At 70.2% G+C, this 14669-nt stretch carries 17 protein-coding genes; 11 read left to right on the forward strand and 6 right to left on the reverse strand.

Translation table 11 applies throughout. The annotated features are described in order from the left end of the window. Positions 1–21 precede the first annotated feature (21 nt). The 4 genes from QWY84_RS04275 to QWY84_RS04290 all read right to left on the reverse strand — a co-directional run bounded on the left by QWY84_RS04275 (position 22) and on the right by QWY84_RS04290 (position 3030). Positions 22–684 (reverse strand): protein-L-isoaspartate O-methyltransferase family protein, encoded by a 663-nt coding sequence (locus QWY84_RS04275; RefSeq protein ID WP_290201212.1) that lies wholly within the window; start codon positions 682–684, stop codon positions 22–24. A 324-nt stretch (positions 685–1008) separates the two neighbouring features. Then, positions 1009–1512, reverse strand: a complete 504-nt coding sequence (locus tag QWY84_RS04280; protein ID WP_290201213.1) for an Hsp20/alpha crystallin family protein — start codon at positions 1510–1512, stop codon at positions 1009–1011. A gap of 3 nt (positions 1513–1515) precedes the next feature. Then, positions 1516–2508, reverse strand: a complete 993-nt coding sequence (locus QWY84_RS04285; RefSeq protein WP_290201214.1) for a DnaJ C-terminal domain-containing protein — start codon at positions 2506–2508, stop codon at positions 1516–1518. Positions 2509–2589: 81 nt separating this feature from the next. Continuing rightward, positions 2590–3030 carry an Hsp20/alpha crystallin family protein gene (locus tag QWY84_RS04290; RefSeq protein WP_290202675.1) on the reverse strand — a complete coding sequence of 147 codons (441 nt, stop codon included), beginning with the start codon at positions 3028–3030 and terminating at the stop codon, positions 2590–2592. 221 nt (positions 3031–3251) lie between these two features. On the opposite strand from QWY84_RS04290, the gene rpmB reads away from it, so the two are divergent. The 10 genes from rpmB to QWY84_RS04340 all read left to right on the forward strand — a co-directional run bounded on the left by rpmB (position 3252) and on the right by QWY84_RS04340 (position 12141). Next, on the forward strand, positions 3252–3488 hold the full coding sequence (gene rpmB, locus QWY84_RS04295; RefSeq protein ID WP_290201215.1) for a 50S ribosomal protein L28: 237 nt from the start codon (positions 3252–3254) through the stop codon (positions 3486–3488). Positions 3489–3498: 10 nt separating this feature from the next. After that, on the forward strand, positions 3499–3654 hold the full coding sequence (rpmG, locus tag QWY84_RS04300) for a 50S ribosomal protein L33 (protein WP_290201216.1): 156 nt from the start codon (positions 3499–3501) through the stop codon (positions 3652–3654). Positions 3655–4009: 355 nt separating this feature from the next. Beyond that, entirely contained in the window at positions 4010–5227 is a 1218-nt protein-coding gene (locus QWY84_RS04305; protein ID WP_290201217.1) for an EAL and HDOD domain-containing protein, read from the forward strand. Between the two features lie 28 nt (positions 5228–5255). Further along, complete coding sequence (locus tag QWY84_RS04310; RefSeq protein WP_290201218.1) at positions 5256–6188, forward strand: ABC transporter ATP-binding protein; 933 nt, start codon at positions 5256–5258, stop codon at positions 6186–6188. Continuing rightward, entirely contained in the window at positions 6185–6949 is a 765-nt protein-coding gene (locus QWY84_RS04315; RefSeq protein WP_290201219.1) for an ABC transporter permease, read from the forward strand. The genes QWY84_RS04310 and QWY84_RS04315 overlap by 4 nt, the downstream gene beginning before the upstream one ends. A 12-nt stretch (positions 6950–6961) precedes the next feature. After that, complete coding sequence (locus QWY84_RS04320; RefSeq protein WP_290201220.1) at positions 6962–8305, forward strand: GldG family protein; 1344 nt, start codon at positions 6962–6964, stop codon at positions 8303–8305. A 4-nt stretch (positions 8306–8309) separates the two neighbouring features. Continuing rightward, complete coding sequence (locus QWY84_RS04325; protein WP_290201221.1) at positions 8310–9146, forward strand: DUF4340 domain-containing protein; 837 nt, start codon at positions 8310–8312, stop codon at positions 9144–9146. A 62-nt stretch (positions 9147–9208) separates the two neighbouring features. Then, on the forward strand, positions 9209–10024 hold the full coding sequence (mutM, locus tag QWY84_RS04330) for a bifunctional DNA-formamidopyrimidine glycosylase/DNA-(apurinic or apyrimidinic site) lyase (RefSeq protein ID WP_290201222.1): 816 nt from the start codon (positions 9209–9211) through the stop codon (positions 10022–10024). Positions 10025–10215: 191 nt separating this feature from the next. Further along, positions 10216–10890: a bactofilin family protein gene (locus QWY84_RS04335; protein WP_290201223.1), complete on the forward strand. Its 675-nt coding sequence runs from the start codon at positions 10216–10218 to the stop codon at positions 10888–10890. Between the two features lie 138 nt (positions 10891–11028). Then, on the forward strand, positions 11029–12141 hold the full coding sequence (locus QWY84_RS04340; RefSeq protein ID WP_290202676.1) for a ParM/StbA family protein: 1113 nt from the start codon (positions 11029–11031) through the stop codon (positions 12139–12141). A gap of 85 nt (positions 12142–12226) precedes the next feature. On the opposite strand, the gene QWY84_RS04345 is transcribed toward QWY84_RS04340, so the two are convergent. Next, a complete protein-coding gene (locus QWY84_RS04345; protein ID WP_290201224.1) occupies positions 12227–13723 on the reverse strand; it encodes a YifB family Mg chelatase-like AAA ATPase in 1497 nt (498 codons plus the stop codon). A gap of 36 nt (positions 13724–13759) precedes the next feature. Continuing rightward, positions 13760–14044, reverse strand: coding sequence for a ubiquinone biosynthesis accessory factor UbiK (ubiK, locus tag QWY84_RS04350; protein WP_290201225.1), 285 nt, complete (start codon positions 14042–14044; stop codon positions 13760–13762). Between the two features lie 281 nt (positions 14045–14325). Between ubiK and glnK the strand changes: the two genes are divergently transcribed. Next, on the forward strand, positions 14326–14664 hold the full coding sequence (gene glnK / locus QWY84_RS04355; protein WP_290201226.1) for a P-II family nitrogen regulator: 339 nt from the start codon (positions 14326–14328) through the stop codon (positions 14662–14664). Positions 14665–14669: the final 5 nt, after the last annotated feature.

Raw genomic sequence — 14669 nt, forward strand, 5'->3', positions numbered from 1 at the left:
CCCTCTGCCGTGCTCGGGCGATCAGAAATCGAAGCGGCGCGTGCGCGGGGCGTTCACCAGCGGCGGCAGCCAGGTATCGAACAGGCTCTCGGTGGACCACTGGTCATCACCCACGCGCGTGATGAGAAGCCCCTCCATGATCGGGACCTCCCCCACGATCAGCAACAGCCGACCGCCCACCGTCAGGGAATGGTGGAAGCCGGTGTGCAGCTCCGGCAGGCCGCCGGTGACGACGATGGCATCGTAGCGCTTGCCGTCGTCCCAGCCGGCGGCGGCATCACCCGCCTTGAGGGTGACGTTGCGGATGGCTTCGCGCTCCAGGCGGTCACCGGCGTGCTCCAGGAAGTCCTCGTGGATGTCCACGCTGGTGACATGGCCGCCCAGGCGCGCCAGGCAGGCGGTGAGGTAGCCGCTGCCGGTGCCGATCTCGAGGACCTGCTCGGACGGATCCAGCTCCGCCGCCTGGGCGATACGGCCTTCCTGTTTCGGCGACAGCATGACTTCGCCGTGGCCGAGGGGCAGGTTCATGTCGGAGAACGCGAGATTGCGCAGGTGATCGGGGACGAACCGCTCCCGGGGGGTGTGCTGCAGCACCTCCAGCACCCGTGGGTCCAGGACCTCCCACGGGCGGATCTGCTGTTCCACCATGTTGAAACGCGCCTGCTCCACGTTCATCTCGCTCATGCCGTTCTCCCTGTGACGTACGGAGTGCATCGGTCCGCGGGCAAGGCAATCCTAAGCAGATTCCGGCACCGCGGCAAGCGTCCCCGCCCCTTACTGACCTTGACGCTAAAACGTGACAAGACCTCCGGGACGGTCGTCCACGTAGCCGGCGCGGCGTGCCGCACCCTCTCCCGAATGACGCGCGATGTCGCGTGGATCCACCGCCGGCGCGCAGTGGCGCGAGCGAGCGGGACCGGGACGATCTGGTGCAGCCCGGCGCGACAGGGCGCACCCTGCGAGTTGCGGCCGGTGCGCTTCCGGCACTGATCGGTCGCGGTGCGGCGGCTACCGGTGCTGGACGGTAATGCGTCGGGTCCGGGCGCTCCGTGTGCGCGGCAGTCGTACCACCAGGACACCCTCCTGGTAGCTTGCCTCCGCCCCGCTGTCGTCCACCGGTGACGGCAGCGGCACATTGCGCTGGAAAGCGCCGTACGCCCGCTCCATGACATGGTAGCGGCCGTCGTCGATCTGCCGGTTGACACGCTTCTCGCCCTGGATGATCAGGGTCTGGTCGCGAACCGACAGATCGAAATCCCCGGCCTGCATCCCCGGGGCCTCGAGCCGTACCTCCACGGCGTCATCGTCTTCCAGGACCTCTGCGGCGAGCAGCCCCCAGGAAGCACCGCGCCGGGCATGGGCCTCCTCGCGTGTCGGGGTCTGGCCGCGCGGCCGCAACGGGTAGAACCGCGTCAAAGCGGCGCCGGCGCGATCGCGCAGATGCCGCCAGCCCTCGACCGCCTGGTCCCAGGCGTGCTCCAGTCCCTGTCGCAGTTCATCGAACGTTTTCATGGCTCACGACACCGTCAGGTTTTCCCGTGGATTCATGGGCATCTCGCGACTCATCCGTTCATAGAGCTCGCGCGCGGAGTCGGTATCCGCCCTGGGGGTCACGATGCTGAGCTCCGCGTACTGGTCGCCCGGCGGCTTGCCCGGGAGCCCGCGTCCCTTGAGCCGGAAACGCTGGCCGTTCTGGGCGCCGGGCGGGATCTTCATGTCGATCCACCCGCCCAGGGTCGGCACTTTCACGGTCGCCCCCAGCGCGGCCTCCCAGGGGGTGACCGGCAGGTCCAGGTACACGTCCTTGCCCTGCAGGCGGTACTGCCGGTGGGGCGCGATGTTCACCTCCAGGTACAGATCGCCGCGGGAACCGCCCCCCATGCCCGGCGGACCCTGGCCCGCCAGCCGGATCTGCTTGCCCTGGGTGACGCCCGGCGGGATCTTGACCCGCACCTGGCGCGGCTCGACCTGCCCGTCCTCGCGCTGGGTCTGCAGGTTCAGGTTGCGCGTCGCGCCGTGGTAGGCGTCTTCCAGCGTAATCGTGATGCGCGCATGCTGGTCCTCGCCGCGGGCGCGGAAGCCCGACCCGCGCGCACGGAACCCTTGGGCGCGTCCACCTGCGAAGGGATCGCCGCCGCCGAACGGCTCGCCGCGCCCGAAGGGATCGCCGCCGCCGAAGATCGACTCGAAGAAGTCGCTGAACACCGAGTCGGCGTCGGCACCCCCGCGGGCGCCGCGGCGTCCGCCGTGGAACTCCCAGCCGGGCGGCGGCCGGAAATCCTCGCCCTGCTGCCAGCGGCTGCCCAGCTGGTCGTACGTCGCGCGCTTCTCGGGGTCGCCGAGGACCTCGTAGGCCTCGCTGATCTCCTTGAAGCGGGCCTCCGCGTCCTTCTCCTCGCTCACGTCCGGGTGATACTTGCGCGCAAGACGCCGGTACGCCTTCTTGATCTCATCCTGGCTGGCGTTGCGGTCCACGCCCAGCGTCTTGTAGTAGTCCTTGTACTCCATACGGTGGTATCACCCCTGAGCTGCGTTGTCTTGCGCCGACGGAGCCTCCGCGGCCGCCACCGCCGGTGGCGGCCGGCGTGCTCAGCCCTGCACCGTGATGCGGCGCGGCTGAACCTTCTCCTGCTTCGGGATGACGACTTCCAGCACGCCGTTGCGGCTGGTCGCGGTGATGTTCTCCGCATCCGCCGTCTCGGGCAGGGTGAAGCGGCGATGGAACGATCCGCGCACGCGCTCGACGCGCTTGTAGCCGTTGCCCTCCTGCACGTCCTCGGCACTGCGCTCACCCTTGATGGTGAGAATGCCGTTCTCCATCTGCACCTCGATGTCGTCCGGCTTGACGCCGGGCACGTCCGCCTGGATCACGTAGCGGTCCTTCTCCTCCTGGATATCCACCGCCGGCGCCCAGTCGCTGGTGGCCATGTTGCTCGGGTCGGCCGCCGCCTGGCCTGCGGGCGTGCCGAACAGCGAGTTCATCTCGTTGCTGAGCTGGCTCAACACGCTCCAAGGCTCGTAACGCCGCATGTTGTTCATGACAACCTCCTGTTTTGGCTGCTGAAAACGGTCTGTCTGGGACAAGAGATGAGGGCGGGCGCGGGGCTTTCAAGTGGGGGCCTGAAAAACGGTGAAGCCGGCGGACGCCGGCTCGGGAGCCGGATCGCGGTTGAACGCTAGCCGCGTTGCTGGTATAAAACGCGACTCTGCGCCCGCCGGGGTGCGACGCCGGATTGCAGGAGGCGATTTCCATGTCCAAAGTATGTCAGGTAACGGGCAAGCGCCCGGCTACCGGGAACAACGTATCCCACGCGAACAATACGACGCGTCGGCGGTTCATGCCGAATCTCCACTACCACCGTTTCTGGGTGGAGAGCGAGCAGCGCTGGGTCCGGCTGCGGGTGTCCAGCCAGGGCCTGCGGACCATCGACAAGAAGGGCATCGACACGGTGCTCGCCGAGCTGCGCTCCCGCGGCGAGAAGGTCTGAGGAGGACGGTATGCGCGACAAGATCCGGATGGTATCCACAGCGGGAACCGGTCACTTCTATACGACCGACAAGAACAAGCGCAACACCCCCGGCAAGCTCGAGATGAAGAAGTTTGATCCAGTGGTGCGCAAGCACGTGACCTACCGCGAAGCCAAGATCAAGTAAATCCGGCGCCCGGCGCCTCCTGCCGCGGGCCTGCGCCGAATGCGCGGGCCCGTTTTCGTAGTGCCCTTCCCTCCGGCCCGCCGCCGCGGGCCACCGACGCGCCAGCGAACGATACCGGTCGAGCGGGAACTGATGGTACCGTTGCATTCCGTGGGCGGGTGACGCGGGCGGCGCCCTGTTGTCGCCCTGCCGGCTCCGGGCGCACATTGGTCTGGCGGAAGGGACGCGGGGACGCCATGGCGATAGCATCAGCGCGGCCGGCGCGCATGGCGGCCGGAATGCAGTGCCAGCCCTGCTGCCGGCGGCGCTCGGCGGCCGGTGAAGCGGCCGGCCGCGCGCTCATGGGGCGGCATCCATGAGCGAGGTGTTCGTCGCCCGCCAGCCCGTGTTCAACCGGGACCTCCGCCTGTTCGGCTATGAGCTGCTGTTCCGCGCGACGGCGGAAGCCGAATCCGCCGACGTCAGCGATGACGAAGCCGCCACCCGCGACGTGCTGAGCAACGCGCTCACCGTCATCGGGCTGGAGCGCCTGGTCGGGCGGTACCCGGCAATGGTTAACATGGGGGCGGAGTCGCTAGTGCGCGAGGCGCAGCAGCGCACGCTGCCCGCCGCCAGAATCGTCCTCGAGGTGCTGGAGACCGTGCCGGCGTCGCAGGATGTGATGCGGGCGCTCCGGGATCTGCGCCGGGCCGGCTTCCGGATCTGCCTGGACGACTTCGAGCCGGAGCCGGAGGCACTCCCCCTGCTGGAGTATGCCGACATCGTGAAACTGGAGGTGGAGGGGCGCAGTGCCCGCTCCCTCGCCCGTACCCTGGAGCAGATCAAGCGCCCGGGCATCCGCTTTCTCGCGGAGAAGATCGCGAGCCAGGACCAGTTCCGCGATTGCCTGGATCTGGGTTTCCATTATTTCCAGGGGTATTTCCTCAGCCGGCCCCGGACCGTTCGCGGCGCCGCGGTGCCGGCGAGCCGGCTGCCCACGGTCCGCCTGCTGGCTGCCATTCAGCAGCCTGAGCTGGAAGTGGCCGAGCTGGAGCGGATCATCGGCACCGACGTCGGCCTCAGCTACCGTCTGCTCCGGTACATGAACTCCGCCTACTACCAGCTCCAGAAGCCGCTGGATTCCATCCGGCAGGCCATTCTCTACCTGGGGCTCAACGAGCTCCGCCGCTGGGCGTCGCTCATGGCCATTGCGGCGGTGGATGACAAGCCGGCGGAGCTCATCGGGGTGCTCACCGTGCGGGCGCGCATGTGCGAGCTTGTGGGGCGCGAGATCCATGGCGGCAATGGCGATACGTACTTTACCGTGGGGTTGTTCTCCGGCCTGGATGCGGTTCTCGACATGCCCCTGCGGGAGGTGGTCGCGGAACTGCCGCTGAGCCGCGAGGTCCACCGTGCGTTGCTGGAGCGTACCGGCGCGGCCGGAGAGGTGCTCGACTGCGTCCTGCATTACGAGGCCGGCGACTGGGAATGGCTGGAGCTGCGGGAGGACATTCCCGGCGCCACGCTGATTCAGTGTTACCTGGACGCCATTGAATGGTCGCGCACGGTACTGGAACAGTATCCCCAGCCATGAACCGAGCGGATGGTTCAGCGGAATGCGCATGACAGCGGAAGTGCTACTGGAAACGACGGGCCTGGCGCGTGCGTTCGGCCCACATGCAGCGGTACGCGGCATCGATCTGCGCGTCGGCCGCGGTGAGTGCCTTGCCCTGCTGGGCCTGAACGGGGCCGGCAAGACCACGACGCTGGAGATGCTCTGCGGCGTGCTGGCACCCGGGGCCGGCACGATCCGCGTGGCCGGCCACGATCTGCTGGCGGAACCGCGGGCCGCCCGGCAGTGCCTCGGGTACCTGCCGGAGACCCCGCCGCTGCAGCCGGATGCCCGGGTGATCGACTATCTGCACTGGGCCGCCGTGGTGCGGCGGATCCCGCGGTCGCGGCGCCGCCACCTGGTCGAGCGGACCCTGGAGCGCTGCTGCCTGGGCGGCGTGCGCCGGCGCGTGATACGCAATCTCTCCCGCGGCTACCAGCAACGCCTGGGCATCGCCCAGGCGATCGTGCACCAGCCGCCCCTGGTCGTCCTCGATGAGCCCACGGTCGGGCTCGATCCCCGCCAGGTGCAGGGCGTTCGTGCCCTGATCGGGGATCTGCGCCGTGACCACGGGGTCATCCTGTCCACCCACGTGCTGGCGGACGTGGAGGCGGCCTGCGACCGCGTGGCCATCCTCCATGACGGCCGGATCATCCATGAGCAGGCGGTGGCACCAGCCGCGGACGGCGATCGTCGCTACCGCCTGCGCTTTGACCGGCCGCCGCGTCCGGACGCGGTGCAGGCGCTCGACGGGGTGCTGGCCGCCGAGGCGGAAGGCGAGCAATCCCTGCGCGTCGTGGTCCGGGACGAGGCCGCACTGGACGGCATTGTCGCGCAGGCGGCCCACGGCGGCTGGCGACTGCGGGAGCTCGCGCGCGAGGTGCGCACGCTGGAGCAGGTGTTCCTGGCCTGCACCGCGCCGCGGCCGGAGGAGGCCGCATGATCGCGCTGCGCCTGGCCGGCCGCGAGCTGCGCACGCTGTTCGCCGCCCCGCTGCCCTGGCTGCTGCTGGCCCTCGGCCAGGTCGTCGGCGCCTGGTGGTTCCTGACGCTGGTGGAGCGTTTCCGCGGCCAGTACCAGGCGGTGCTGCAGCAGACCAACAGCCCCCTCGGGGTTACCGACCTGGTGGTGGCGCCGTTCTTCGGCAGCTACGTGCTCCTGGGCGTGCTGCTGCTGGCGGCGGCATTGCTGGCCATGCGGCTGCTGGCCGAGGAGCGCCGCAGCGGCAGCCTGCGGCTGCTGTTCGCGGCGCCGCTGGCGGTCACCGAGATCGTCCTGGGCAAGTACCTGGCGGCGCTGGCCTACCTGCTCGTGTTCCTGGCGGGCTGGCTGTTCATGCCGCTGGGCCTGCTTGCCGGCACGGAGCTGGACCTGGGGCGCCTGGCCGCGGCGGCGCTGGCGCTGGGGCTGGTGGCGGCCGCCATGGCCAGCGTGGCCCTGTTCGCCTCCAGCCTGGTCGCACAGCCCGCCGTCGCCGTGGTGCTCACCGCCGGCGTCCTGCTCGCCCTGCTCGGCCTGGACACTGCCCTCGGTAGCGGCGACCCGGTGATCGCCTACCTGGCGGTGCTGCCGCACTACGAGGGCCTGGTCCAGGGCCGGGTGGTGTCCACCGACGCACTGTACTTCCTGCTGCTGACCGCGGGCTTTCTCGGCTTCACCATCCGGCGCCTGGACGGCCTGCGCTGGCACGGGACCGGGGTCTGAGGGCATGGTGACATGAACCGGCGCACGCGATTGGGACTGCATCTCAACAGCATCATGGCCGGCGTCGCCCTGCTGGTGGTCCTGGCCCTGCTGGCGTGGCTGAGCGCCCGGTATCCCGTCGCCGCCGAATGGTCCACCACCGGGCGGGGCGAGCTTGCCGAGGCCAGCATTACGGCAGTGAATCGCCTCCAGGGCGGCGTCGAGGTGGTCGCCTTCGTGCGTCCGGATGATGTCCTGGCACGCCACGCCCGGCGTCTGGTGGCGCGCTACCAGCGGCACCACCCGCAGATGCGGCTGCGCCTGGTGGATCCGGGGGTGCGGCCGGAGCTGGCGCGGGAGTTCGGCGTCCAGAGCGAAGGGGCCCTGGTGGTTTCGTACCAGGGCCGCCACGAGCAGGCCCGGGTGCCCACGGAGCCCCGGCTGACGGCGGCCCTGGGCCGTCTCCTGGCGGGCGGCGAGCGCACCGTGGTCTATCCCGTGGCGCACGGTGAGCGGGATCTCGCCGGGGAGGCCAACCGGGATCTCGGACGTTTCGGCGACTCGCTCGAGGAGCAGGGCTATAGCCTGCGCGCCGTGGACGCGCTGGCGAGCGGCGTTCCCGGGAGCGCGTCGCTGCTGGTTGTCGCCGGGCCTCGGGCGAACTGGTCGGAGGCCGCGCGCACCTCGGTCAGGGACTGGCTGGAGCGCGGCGGCGATCTGCTGTGGCTGGTCGATGACGAGGACCGGCAGCGGCTGGATTTCCTGGCCCAGACCCTGGGCGTGCGCATTCTCCCGGGGCGCGTCGTGGAACCCCGGGCGGAGGAGCTGCTGGGCGTGGACAACCCCCGTCTCCTGGCGCTGGGGGACTACCCGGCCCATCCGGCGCTGCAGGGTGTACAGGGCGTCTCCCTGTTTCCGGGTGTGCGGGCACTGGAGACCACGGGTTCCGGAGTTGACTGGGAGTCCCGGGTGCTGCTGCGCAGCGACGAGCGCCACTGGCAGGAGCGCCAGAACCCCGATGACCCGGTGTTCGATGCCGATGCCGGCGAGCGGCGCGGGCCCCTGGACCTGGGCCTGAGCCTGAGCCGCCCCCGCGCGGACGGCGGCGAGCAGCGCGTCGTGGTGCTCGGCGACGCGGACTTCCTCGCCAACGCCTATCTCGGCAACGGCGCCAACGACAAGCTCGGCCGGGCGCTGGTCGACTGGCTTACGTCCGGAGGCGAGATCGCCGAGGTGCCGGGGCCGGCGGTGCCGGATCAGACCCTGGCCCTGGGGCGCGGGCAGATGATCGCCCTGGGGGCGATCTGGCTGGTGCTGCTGCCGGGAATCTGGCTGGCCGGGGCCTGCTGGGCCTGGTGGCGGCGGCTGCGGGGCTGAGCCGATGCGGCGGCGGTTGCTGATCAATCTGGTCATGGTCCTGATTGCCGCGGCGCTGGCTGCATTCGCCTGGCTGGATGCGCGTCGCGACGGCGGCCCGTCCCGCCTGACCGCGCTCGACGCCGACGCCGTGGACGTGATCCGCCTGCAGCGGCACGACCGCGACGACGTGCGCATGGAACGCCGCCCCCAGGGCTGGTGGCTCACAGAGCCCGTGGAAGCCCGGGCCAGCGATTTCCACGTCCGGCAGGTGCTCGCCCTGGCGGATCTCCGCAGCCGCGCGCAGTATACGACCCGCGAGGTGGACCCGGACGAGGCGGGGCTGACCCCGCCGCGGGCGCACGTCACCCTGGACGGTACCGGCATCCGCCTGGGCGCGCAGGATCCGGTGGACGACGGCCTGCGGTATGCGATGGTGGGTGAGCGGGTGCACCTCGTCCGCAACCGCGTCATGCCGCTGGTCAGCGGCCCGTGGTGGAACTTTCTCGATCGCCACGTGCTGGGTGAAGGCCGCGAGGCCGCCGCCCTGGTCACGGAGGCGCTGGAAGTGCGCCGCGAGGAGGCAGGGTGGCGGGTAGTGCGCGGCGATCTTGATCCCGCCGCGGCCGGGGCGCTGATGGCGGCCTGGCAGGAGCTGGAAGCCCTGGTGGTCCGCCCCCTCGAGACGGCCCCCGATGGCGGCCAGGGCGCGCGCGTGATCTTCGCCGACGGCGGCGAGAGGCGTTTCATCGCCGGGCAGGCGGACGGCGAGGTGCGACTCGTCGACGTCGAAGCGCAGCGCGCCTATGTGCTCAACGAGGACGTCCGGCGCTACCTGCTGACCGGAAGGGAGACGGACTAGGAGTCGCGCCCTGGCGCCGCACGGGCGCTCGAAACGCAACGAACCTGGGGGACAGGACACGCATGCCGGAGCTTCCGGAAGTCGAGACCACCCGCCGCGGGATCGCCCCGCTGATCGCCGGGGCCGAGGTGGTCGACGCCGTCGTCCGCGACCATCGGCTGCGCTGGCCCGTTCCCGGCGATCTCGCGGCACAGGTCCGGGGACGCAGCGTGCGCGGCGTCGACCGTCGGGCCAAGTACCTGCTCGTGCGGCTGGATGACCGCACCCTGATCATCCACCTGGGCATGTCCGGCAGCCTGCAGCTGGTGCCCGCCGGCCGCGAAAGCGGGCGCCACGATCACGTCGATGTCGTGTTCTCCGGCGGGCGGGTGCTGCGCTACACCGATCCGCGGCGCTTCGGCAGCTTCCACGTGACCGCGGGTGACGCCGCCGATCATCCCCTTCTCGCCCGGCTCGGCCCGGAACCCCTGGAGCCGGCGTTCACGGGCGACTGGCTCCACCGCCGGTCGCGCGGGCGCAGGCAGGCCGTCAAGGCGTTCATCATGGACGCGGCGACGGTGGTGGGCGTCGGCAACATCTATGCCGCGGAGGCCCTGTTCCGCGCCGGGATCCACCCGGCCCGCGCCGCCGGGCGCATCGGTTCTGCACGCTACCGGCGGCTGGCCGAGGCCGTCCGGCAGGTGCTCAGCGACGCCATCACCGCCGGTGGCACGACCTTGCGGGATTTTGTCGACGGCGACGGACGCCCGGGGTACTTCCGGCAGTCCCTGTACGTCTATGGCCGTGCCGGAGCGCCCTGCCCGGCCTGCGGACGCCCTTTGCGGCTGATCCGGGTAGGCCAGCGGAGCACCTGCTACTGCAGCCGCTGCCAGCGGTAGCCGGCGCCCGGCGCGCTTGCGGCAGGCCCACGGGGTGCTGCGGGCCGGATCATTCCAGGATTTCGAAGGGCCCTGTGATCCATGCCACAGTACCCGTGCGCGCAACCGGCGTAGCCTGGGGGATCGGACGGGTCCCGCGGCAGCGCCCTGCGCCCGGGACGACAGGATCATGGTCGAGGAGTCGGGGTGTCATGGCACTATTCGGCAGTGGCGGCAAGCAGAAGAAGCGGCGTGCCGGCGGAACCACCATCATCGCCGCGGGAACGACGTTCACGGGCGAGCTCTATCCGGAAGGGAATCTGCACATCGATGGCCGCCTCGAGGGGCAGATCGACTCCTCGAGCGATGTCTCCGTGGGCGCGGACGGCAGCTTCGAGGGCGAAATCCGTGCGCACCGGATGGTGGTGAGCGGGTTCGTCCGCGGCCGCGTCGAGTGCGACAGCCTGGAGATCGTGGACAACGGCCGCGTCCTCGGTGAGGTCGCCAGCCGGCGCTTCGTCATCGAGCCGGGCGGGCAGTTCGTGGGCGAGAGCCGTTCCACCGACGAGGAGTCGGTGGCCCAGCTGAGCCACTGGCGCGAGGGCGCCGCCGGCAGCAGGCCCGCGGCGCGCGGCGGTGCCGAGCCCGCAGCGGCGGAGCCGGCGGCGGCCGTCGACACGGTGCCCGAGCCGGATCCGGTGCCGGACGTCGAGCCGGATCTGGACGGCGACGAGGAGCCGCTGTTCGCTTCCCTGGATGACGCGGCCGGGGATGATGCGGCGGTGGAGCCGCATCAGGACGATCACGAGCCCACGATCCCGGTGGAGCGCGACGAGCCCGATACCGGGCGGGGCTGGGCCGCGCAGAACGACCGAAGGTGGCGATAAGGGTCTGAGACGGTTACGATCAGGGGCACGACCGATCGGTCGCGCGGGGCTGGCAGCCTGCGGTCGGGATCGAGGGCGCGTCAAACGGAAGCAGAGAAGTCAGGGGGTAGCGCTGTGGAACGCATAATCGGACTCGATATGGGATACGGTTTCGTCAAGGCCAACGATGGCCGCGACGGCGTCCGTTTCCCCAGTGTGGTCGGCGATGGGAGCGGCGGAGGCCCCATGTCGCTCGGTTTCCAGAAACCGGAGCCGACCAGCGACATTCGCATCACCGTGGGTGGCAAGACGTACTTCCTGGGGGATCTCGCCATCCGGCATTCCCGCATCGCCCACCGGGGCCTGTCGGCGACCCGCGCCGAGGGCGACGATCTCCGGATCCTCTTTCTCGGGGCCCTGAGCATGTTCTCCCGGGAGTCCATGAACGACTTCCAGGTGGTCACCGGGCTGCCGCCCGGGCGCATGCATCTCGCCGACGATCTCGTCTCGCGGCTGCGCGGCGATCACACGGTCACCCGGCACGTGGGCCGCAACCGCCAGGACCTCAGCATCCGTCTGGAGCAGATCGAGGTCGTGCCCCAGCCCTTGGGGACGTTCTGGGCCGAGGTCCTGGACAGCCGCGGACAGCTGCGCGGCGACTCCCGCCTGCTGCACGGGCGGGTCGGCATCATCGACGTCGGGTTCCGTACCACGGACTTCGCCACCATCGTCGAGGGCGAGTATGCGCCGGCCTGGAGCCGTACCGTGCCCCTGGGCATCTCCACCGGCTACGACGCGCTGGCGTCGGCCCTGGCCACGCAGTACGGCCTCGAGCGCGAGACCTACACCCTGGACCAGGCGGTGATCGAGGGCGAGATCAACGTCTCCGGCCGGCGGGTGGATATCACGGACCTGCGGGACCAGATCCTGGGCGAGGTGGCCACCAAGCTCATGGTCGAGCTGCAGTCCCTGTGGCAGCTGGCGGACTACGACGCCGTGCTGCTCACCGGCGGCGGCGCCCACGTGCTGGAGCGCTACCTGCGGCCGCAGGTGCCGCAGAGCATCGTGGTCAACGACCCGGTGACCGCCAACGCCCGCGGCTACGTGGCCTGGGGCACGTTCCAGAGCCAGGACGCCCAGCCGGAAGCCCAGACCACCACCGGGGCCGGCTTCAGCAGCGACGCCGCGAACCAGGCGGCCGGGAGCGGGTTCGACCAGACCGCCCAGGGGTCGGGCGAGCGGGCGGCCGGCGATTCCTATCGCGAGCAGTAAGGCCGATGTCGTGCTGCCGGCTCCCGGCAGCACGACACCACGACCGGTTCCCTCCCACCCGCTGTGGGAATGGATCAGCGTCTCCTTAGCGGCGTAACAGACGCCGGTAGGTCAGCGCCTCGCCCAGGTGCTGGACGTCGACCCGTGGCTTGCCCGCCAGATCCGCGATGGTGCGCGCCACGCGCAGCAGGCGGTGATAGGCCCGGGCGGACATTCCCAGGCGCTCCAGGGCATCCGTGAGAAACCGCCGCTCGGCACCACCCAGGCCGCAGCAGGCCTCCAGGGCGTCCGGGGACAGCGAGGCGGCGGGCGCGCCGCTGTCGTTCATGCGGGCCTCGCGCGCGCGGGCGACCCGTCGCCGCACCTCCCCCGAGGCCTCACCGCCGGTGTGCTCCTGAAGCTCCTCGGGACGCAGGCGGGGGACTTCCACCAGCAGGTCGAGGCGGTCCAGCAGTGGCCCGGAAATGCGCCCGTGGTAGCGCGCGATCTGGTCCGGAGTGCACTGGCAGGCATGCACCGGGTCGCCCAGGTAGCCGCAGGGGCAGGGGTTCATCGCCGCCACGAGCTGGAAGCGGGCCGGGAACTCCACCTGGGCGGAGGCCCGGGAGATGCTCACCCGACCCGTCTCCAGCGGCTCGCGCAGGACCTCCAGCGCCTGGCGCCCGAACTCCGGTAGCTCGTCCAGGAACAGCACGCCGTTGTGGGCCAGGGAGATCTCGCCCGGGCGCGGCCGGCTGCCGCCGCCGGTCAGGGCGACATGGGAGGCGGAGTGATGGGGTGCCCGGAACGGGCGCCGTCCCCAGTCGGCGGCGTCGAAGCCCGGCCGGGTGAGGGAGGCGACGGCCGCCGTCTCCAGGCTCTCTTCCTCGGTCATGGCAGGCAGTATGCCCGGCAGCCGTTCCGCGAGCATGCTCTTGCCGGTGCCCGGTGGACCGCTCAGCAGCACGGAGTGCCCGCCGGCGGCGGCGATCTCCAGCGCCCTGCGTGCCCCGGCCTGCCCCCGCACATCCGCCAGATCCGGGATGGCCGGCGATGCGGCCGGTGACTCCGCCCGCGCCGGCTCGAGGGTCGTGGTACCGTTCAGGTGCCCGCTGATGTCCAGCAGGTGGCCGATACCGAAGCTCCGGTCGGGATGCACCAGCGCCGCCTCCGGGCCGTTCGCCGCGGGTACGGCGAGATCCCGGTCGGCGCGGCGTGCCTGGACGGCGACCGGCAGGCAGCCGTGGACGGGGCGCAGCTCGCCGCTCAGCGCCAGCTCCCCGGCAAACTCCCAGCCCGGCAGCGCCGCCCGCGGCAGCTGGCCCGAGGCGGCCAGGATACCCACGGCGATGGGCAGGTCGAAGCGGCCGCCGTCCTTGGGTAGATCGGCGGGGGCGAGGTTGATGGTGATCCGGCGAGTGGGGAACTCGAAGCCGCTGTTGATGATGGCGCTGCGGACACGGTCGCGGCTTTCCTTCACCGCGGTCTCCGGCAGGCCGACGATGGACACGGAGGGCAGCCCGTTGGCGAGGTGCACCTCGATGTTGACCAGCGGGGCCTCGACGCCGAGGCCCGCGCGGCCGTAAACCACTGCAAGTGTCATGAGCCCGTCCCTGGGCGCGCCATCCGTGCGGCGCGGTCAGCCTTCGTCGGTGGATGGATCCGTGCCGGCCGCGGTCTCCGGGCCCTTGCCTTCCAGGGCCGCAACCCGCTCCTCCAGGGCCTCGAGTTGTGCCCGCGTGCGTGCCAGGACCTTGGCCTGGGCGTCGAACTCCTCGCGGGTGACCAGATCCAGGCGATTGAACGTGCTCTGCATCGTCGTGCGGAAGTTGCGCTCCATCTCCTGCTGGAACTCCCGCAGGCCGGGCGGGAGGTTGGATGCGAACTTGCGCGCCATGTCATCGAGCGATTTCGGATCCAGCATTGTGCACTCCTGATGGTGTCGGGGGCGTGACTGCACCTGATTGGTGCGTTCTGCGCGGAAACGGTGCAGACGTGTTTCGCGTGCTCCTGGAAGTCTCCCTCCCTGATGAAATAAGAACATGAATTAACACGAAAAACAACAAATGGCACAGGAAATGCTGGCCAATGATCGAAGCTGGTGCCCGGGCCTTCGATCTGCCCCGGCACCGGTAACCGACCCGCTGAGCGGGAACCCGTTCAAGTCCAGGGCCCGAGGGGCCTGTCAGCAGGGAGTATCCGGGAATGAAACTCGTAACCGCAATCATCAAGCCGTTCAAGCTGGACGATGTGCGCGAGGCCCTCTCCGAGATCGGCGTGCAGGGCATCACGGTCACGGAGGTCAAGGGCTTCGGACGTCAGAAAGGTCATACGGAACTCTACCGCGGCGCGGAGTACGTCGTCGATTTCCTGCCCAAGGTCAAGATCGAGGTGGCGGTCCAGCAGGACCTGCTCGACCGCACCATCGAGGCCATCAGCAAGGCCGCCAACACCGGCAAGATCGGCGACGGCAAGATCTTCGTCTTCGAGCTGGAGCAGGCAATCCGGATCCGGACCGGCGAGACCGACAAGGACGCGCTCTGAAGCAA

Source organism: Aquisalimonas lutea (assembly GCF_030409225.1).
Classification (GTDB): Bacteria; Pseudomonadota; Gammaproteobacteria; order Nitrococcales; family Aquisalimonadaceae; genus Aquisalimonas; species Aquisalimonas lutea.

Coding starts and splice junctions, on each gene's coding strand:
- QWY84_RS04285 (WP_290201214.1), bottom strand. CDS start 2,508: ATGGAGTACAAGGACTACTACAAGACGCTGGGCGTGGACCGCAACGCC.
- rpmB (WP_290201215.1), top strand. CDS start 3,252: ATGTCCAAAGTATGTCAGGTAACGGGCAAGCGCCCGGCTACCGGGAAC.
- glnK (WP_290201226.1), top strand. CDS start 14,326: ATGAAACTCGTAACCGCAATCATCAAGCCGTTCAAGCTGGACGATGTG.
- ubiK (WP_290201225.1), bottom strand. CDS start 14,044: ATGCTGGATCCGAAATCGCTCGATGACATGGCGCGCAAGTTCGCATCC.
- QWY84_RS04325 (WP_290201221.1), top strand. CDS start 8,310: ATGCGGCGGCGGTTGCTGATCAATCTGGTCATGGTCCTGATTGCCGCG.
- QWY84_RS04290 (WP_290202675.1), bottom strand. CDS start 3,030: ATGCGGCGTTACGAGCCTTGGAGCGTGTTGAGCCAGCTCAGCAACGAG.
- QWY84_RS04305 (WP_290201217.1), top strand. CDS start 4,010: ATGAGCGAGGTGTTCGTCGCCCGCCAGCCCGTGTTCAACCGGGACCTC.
- QWY84_RS04320 (WP_290201220.1), top strand. CDS start 6,962: ATGAACCGGCGCACGCGATTGGGACTGCATCTCAACAGCATCATGGCC.
- QWY84_RS04310 (WP_290201218.1), top strand. CDS start 5,256: ATGACAGCGGAAGTGCTACTGGAAACGACGGGCCTGGCGCGTGCGTTC.
- QWY84_RS04315 (WP_290201219.1), top strand. CDS start 6,185: ATGATCGCGCTGCGCCTGGCCGGCCGCGAGCTGCGCACGCTGTTCGCC.
- QWY84_RS04275 (WP_290201212.1), bottom strand. CDS start 684: ATGAGCGAGATGAACGTGGAGCAGGCGCGTTTCAACATGGTGGAACAG.
- QWY84_RS04345 (WP_290201224.1), bottom strand. CDS start 13,723: ATGACACTTGCAGTGGTTTACGGCCGCGCGGGCCTCGGCGTCGAGGCC.
- QWY84_RS04280 (WP_290201213.1), bottom strand. CDS start 1,512: ATGAAAACGTTCGATGAACTGCGACAGGGACTGGAGCACGCCTGGGAC.
- QWY84_RS04335 (WP_290201223.1), top strand. CDS start 10,216: ATGGCACTATTCGGCAGTGGCGGCAAGCAGAAGAAGCGGCGTGCCGGC.
- rpmG (WP_290201216.1), top strand. CDS start 3,499: ATGCGCGACAAGATCCGGATGGTATCCACAGCGGGAACCGGTCACTTC.
- QWY84_RS04340 (WP_290202676.1), top strand. CDS start 11,029: ATGGGATACGGTTTCGTCAAGGCCAACGATGGCCGCGACGGCGTCCGT.
- mutM (WP_290201222.1), top strand. CDS start 9,209: ATGCCGGAGCTTCCGGAAGTCGAGACCACCCGCCGCGGGATCGCCCCG.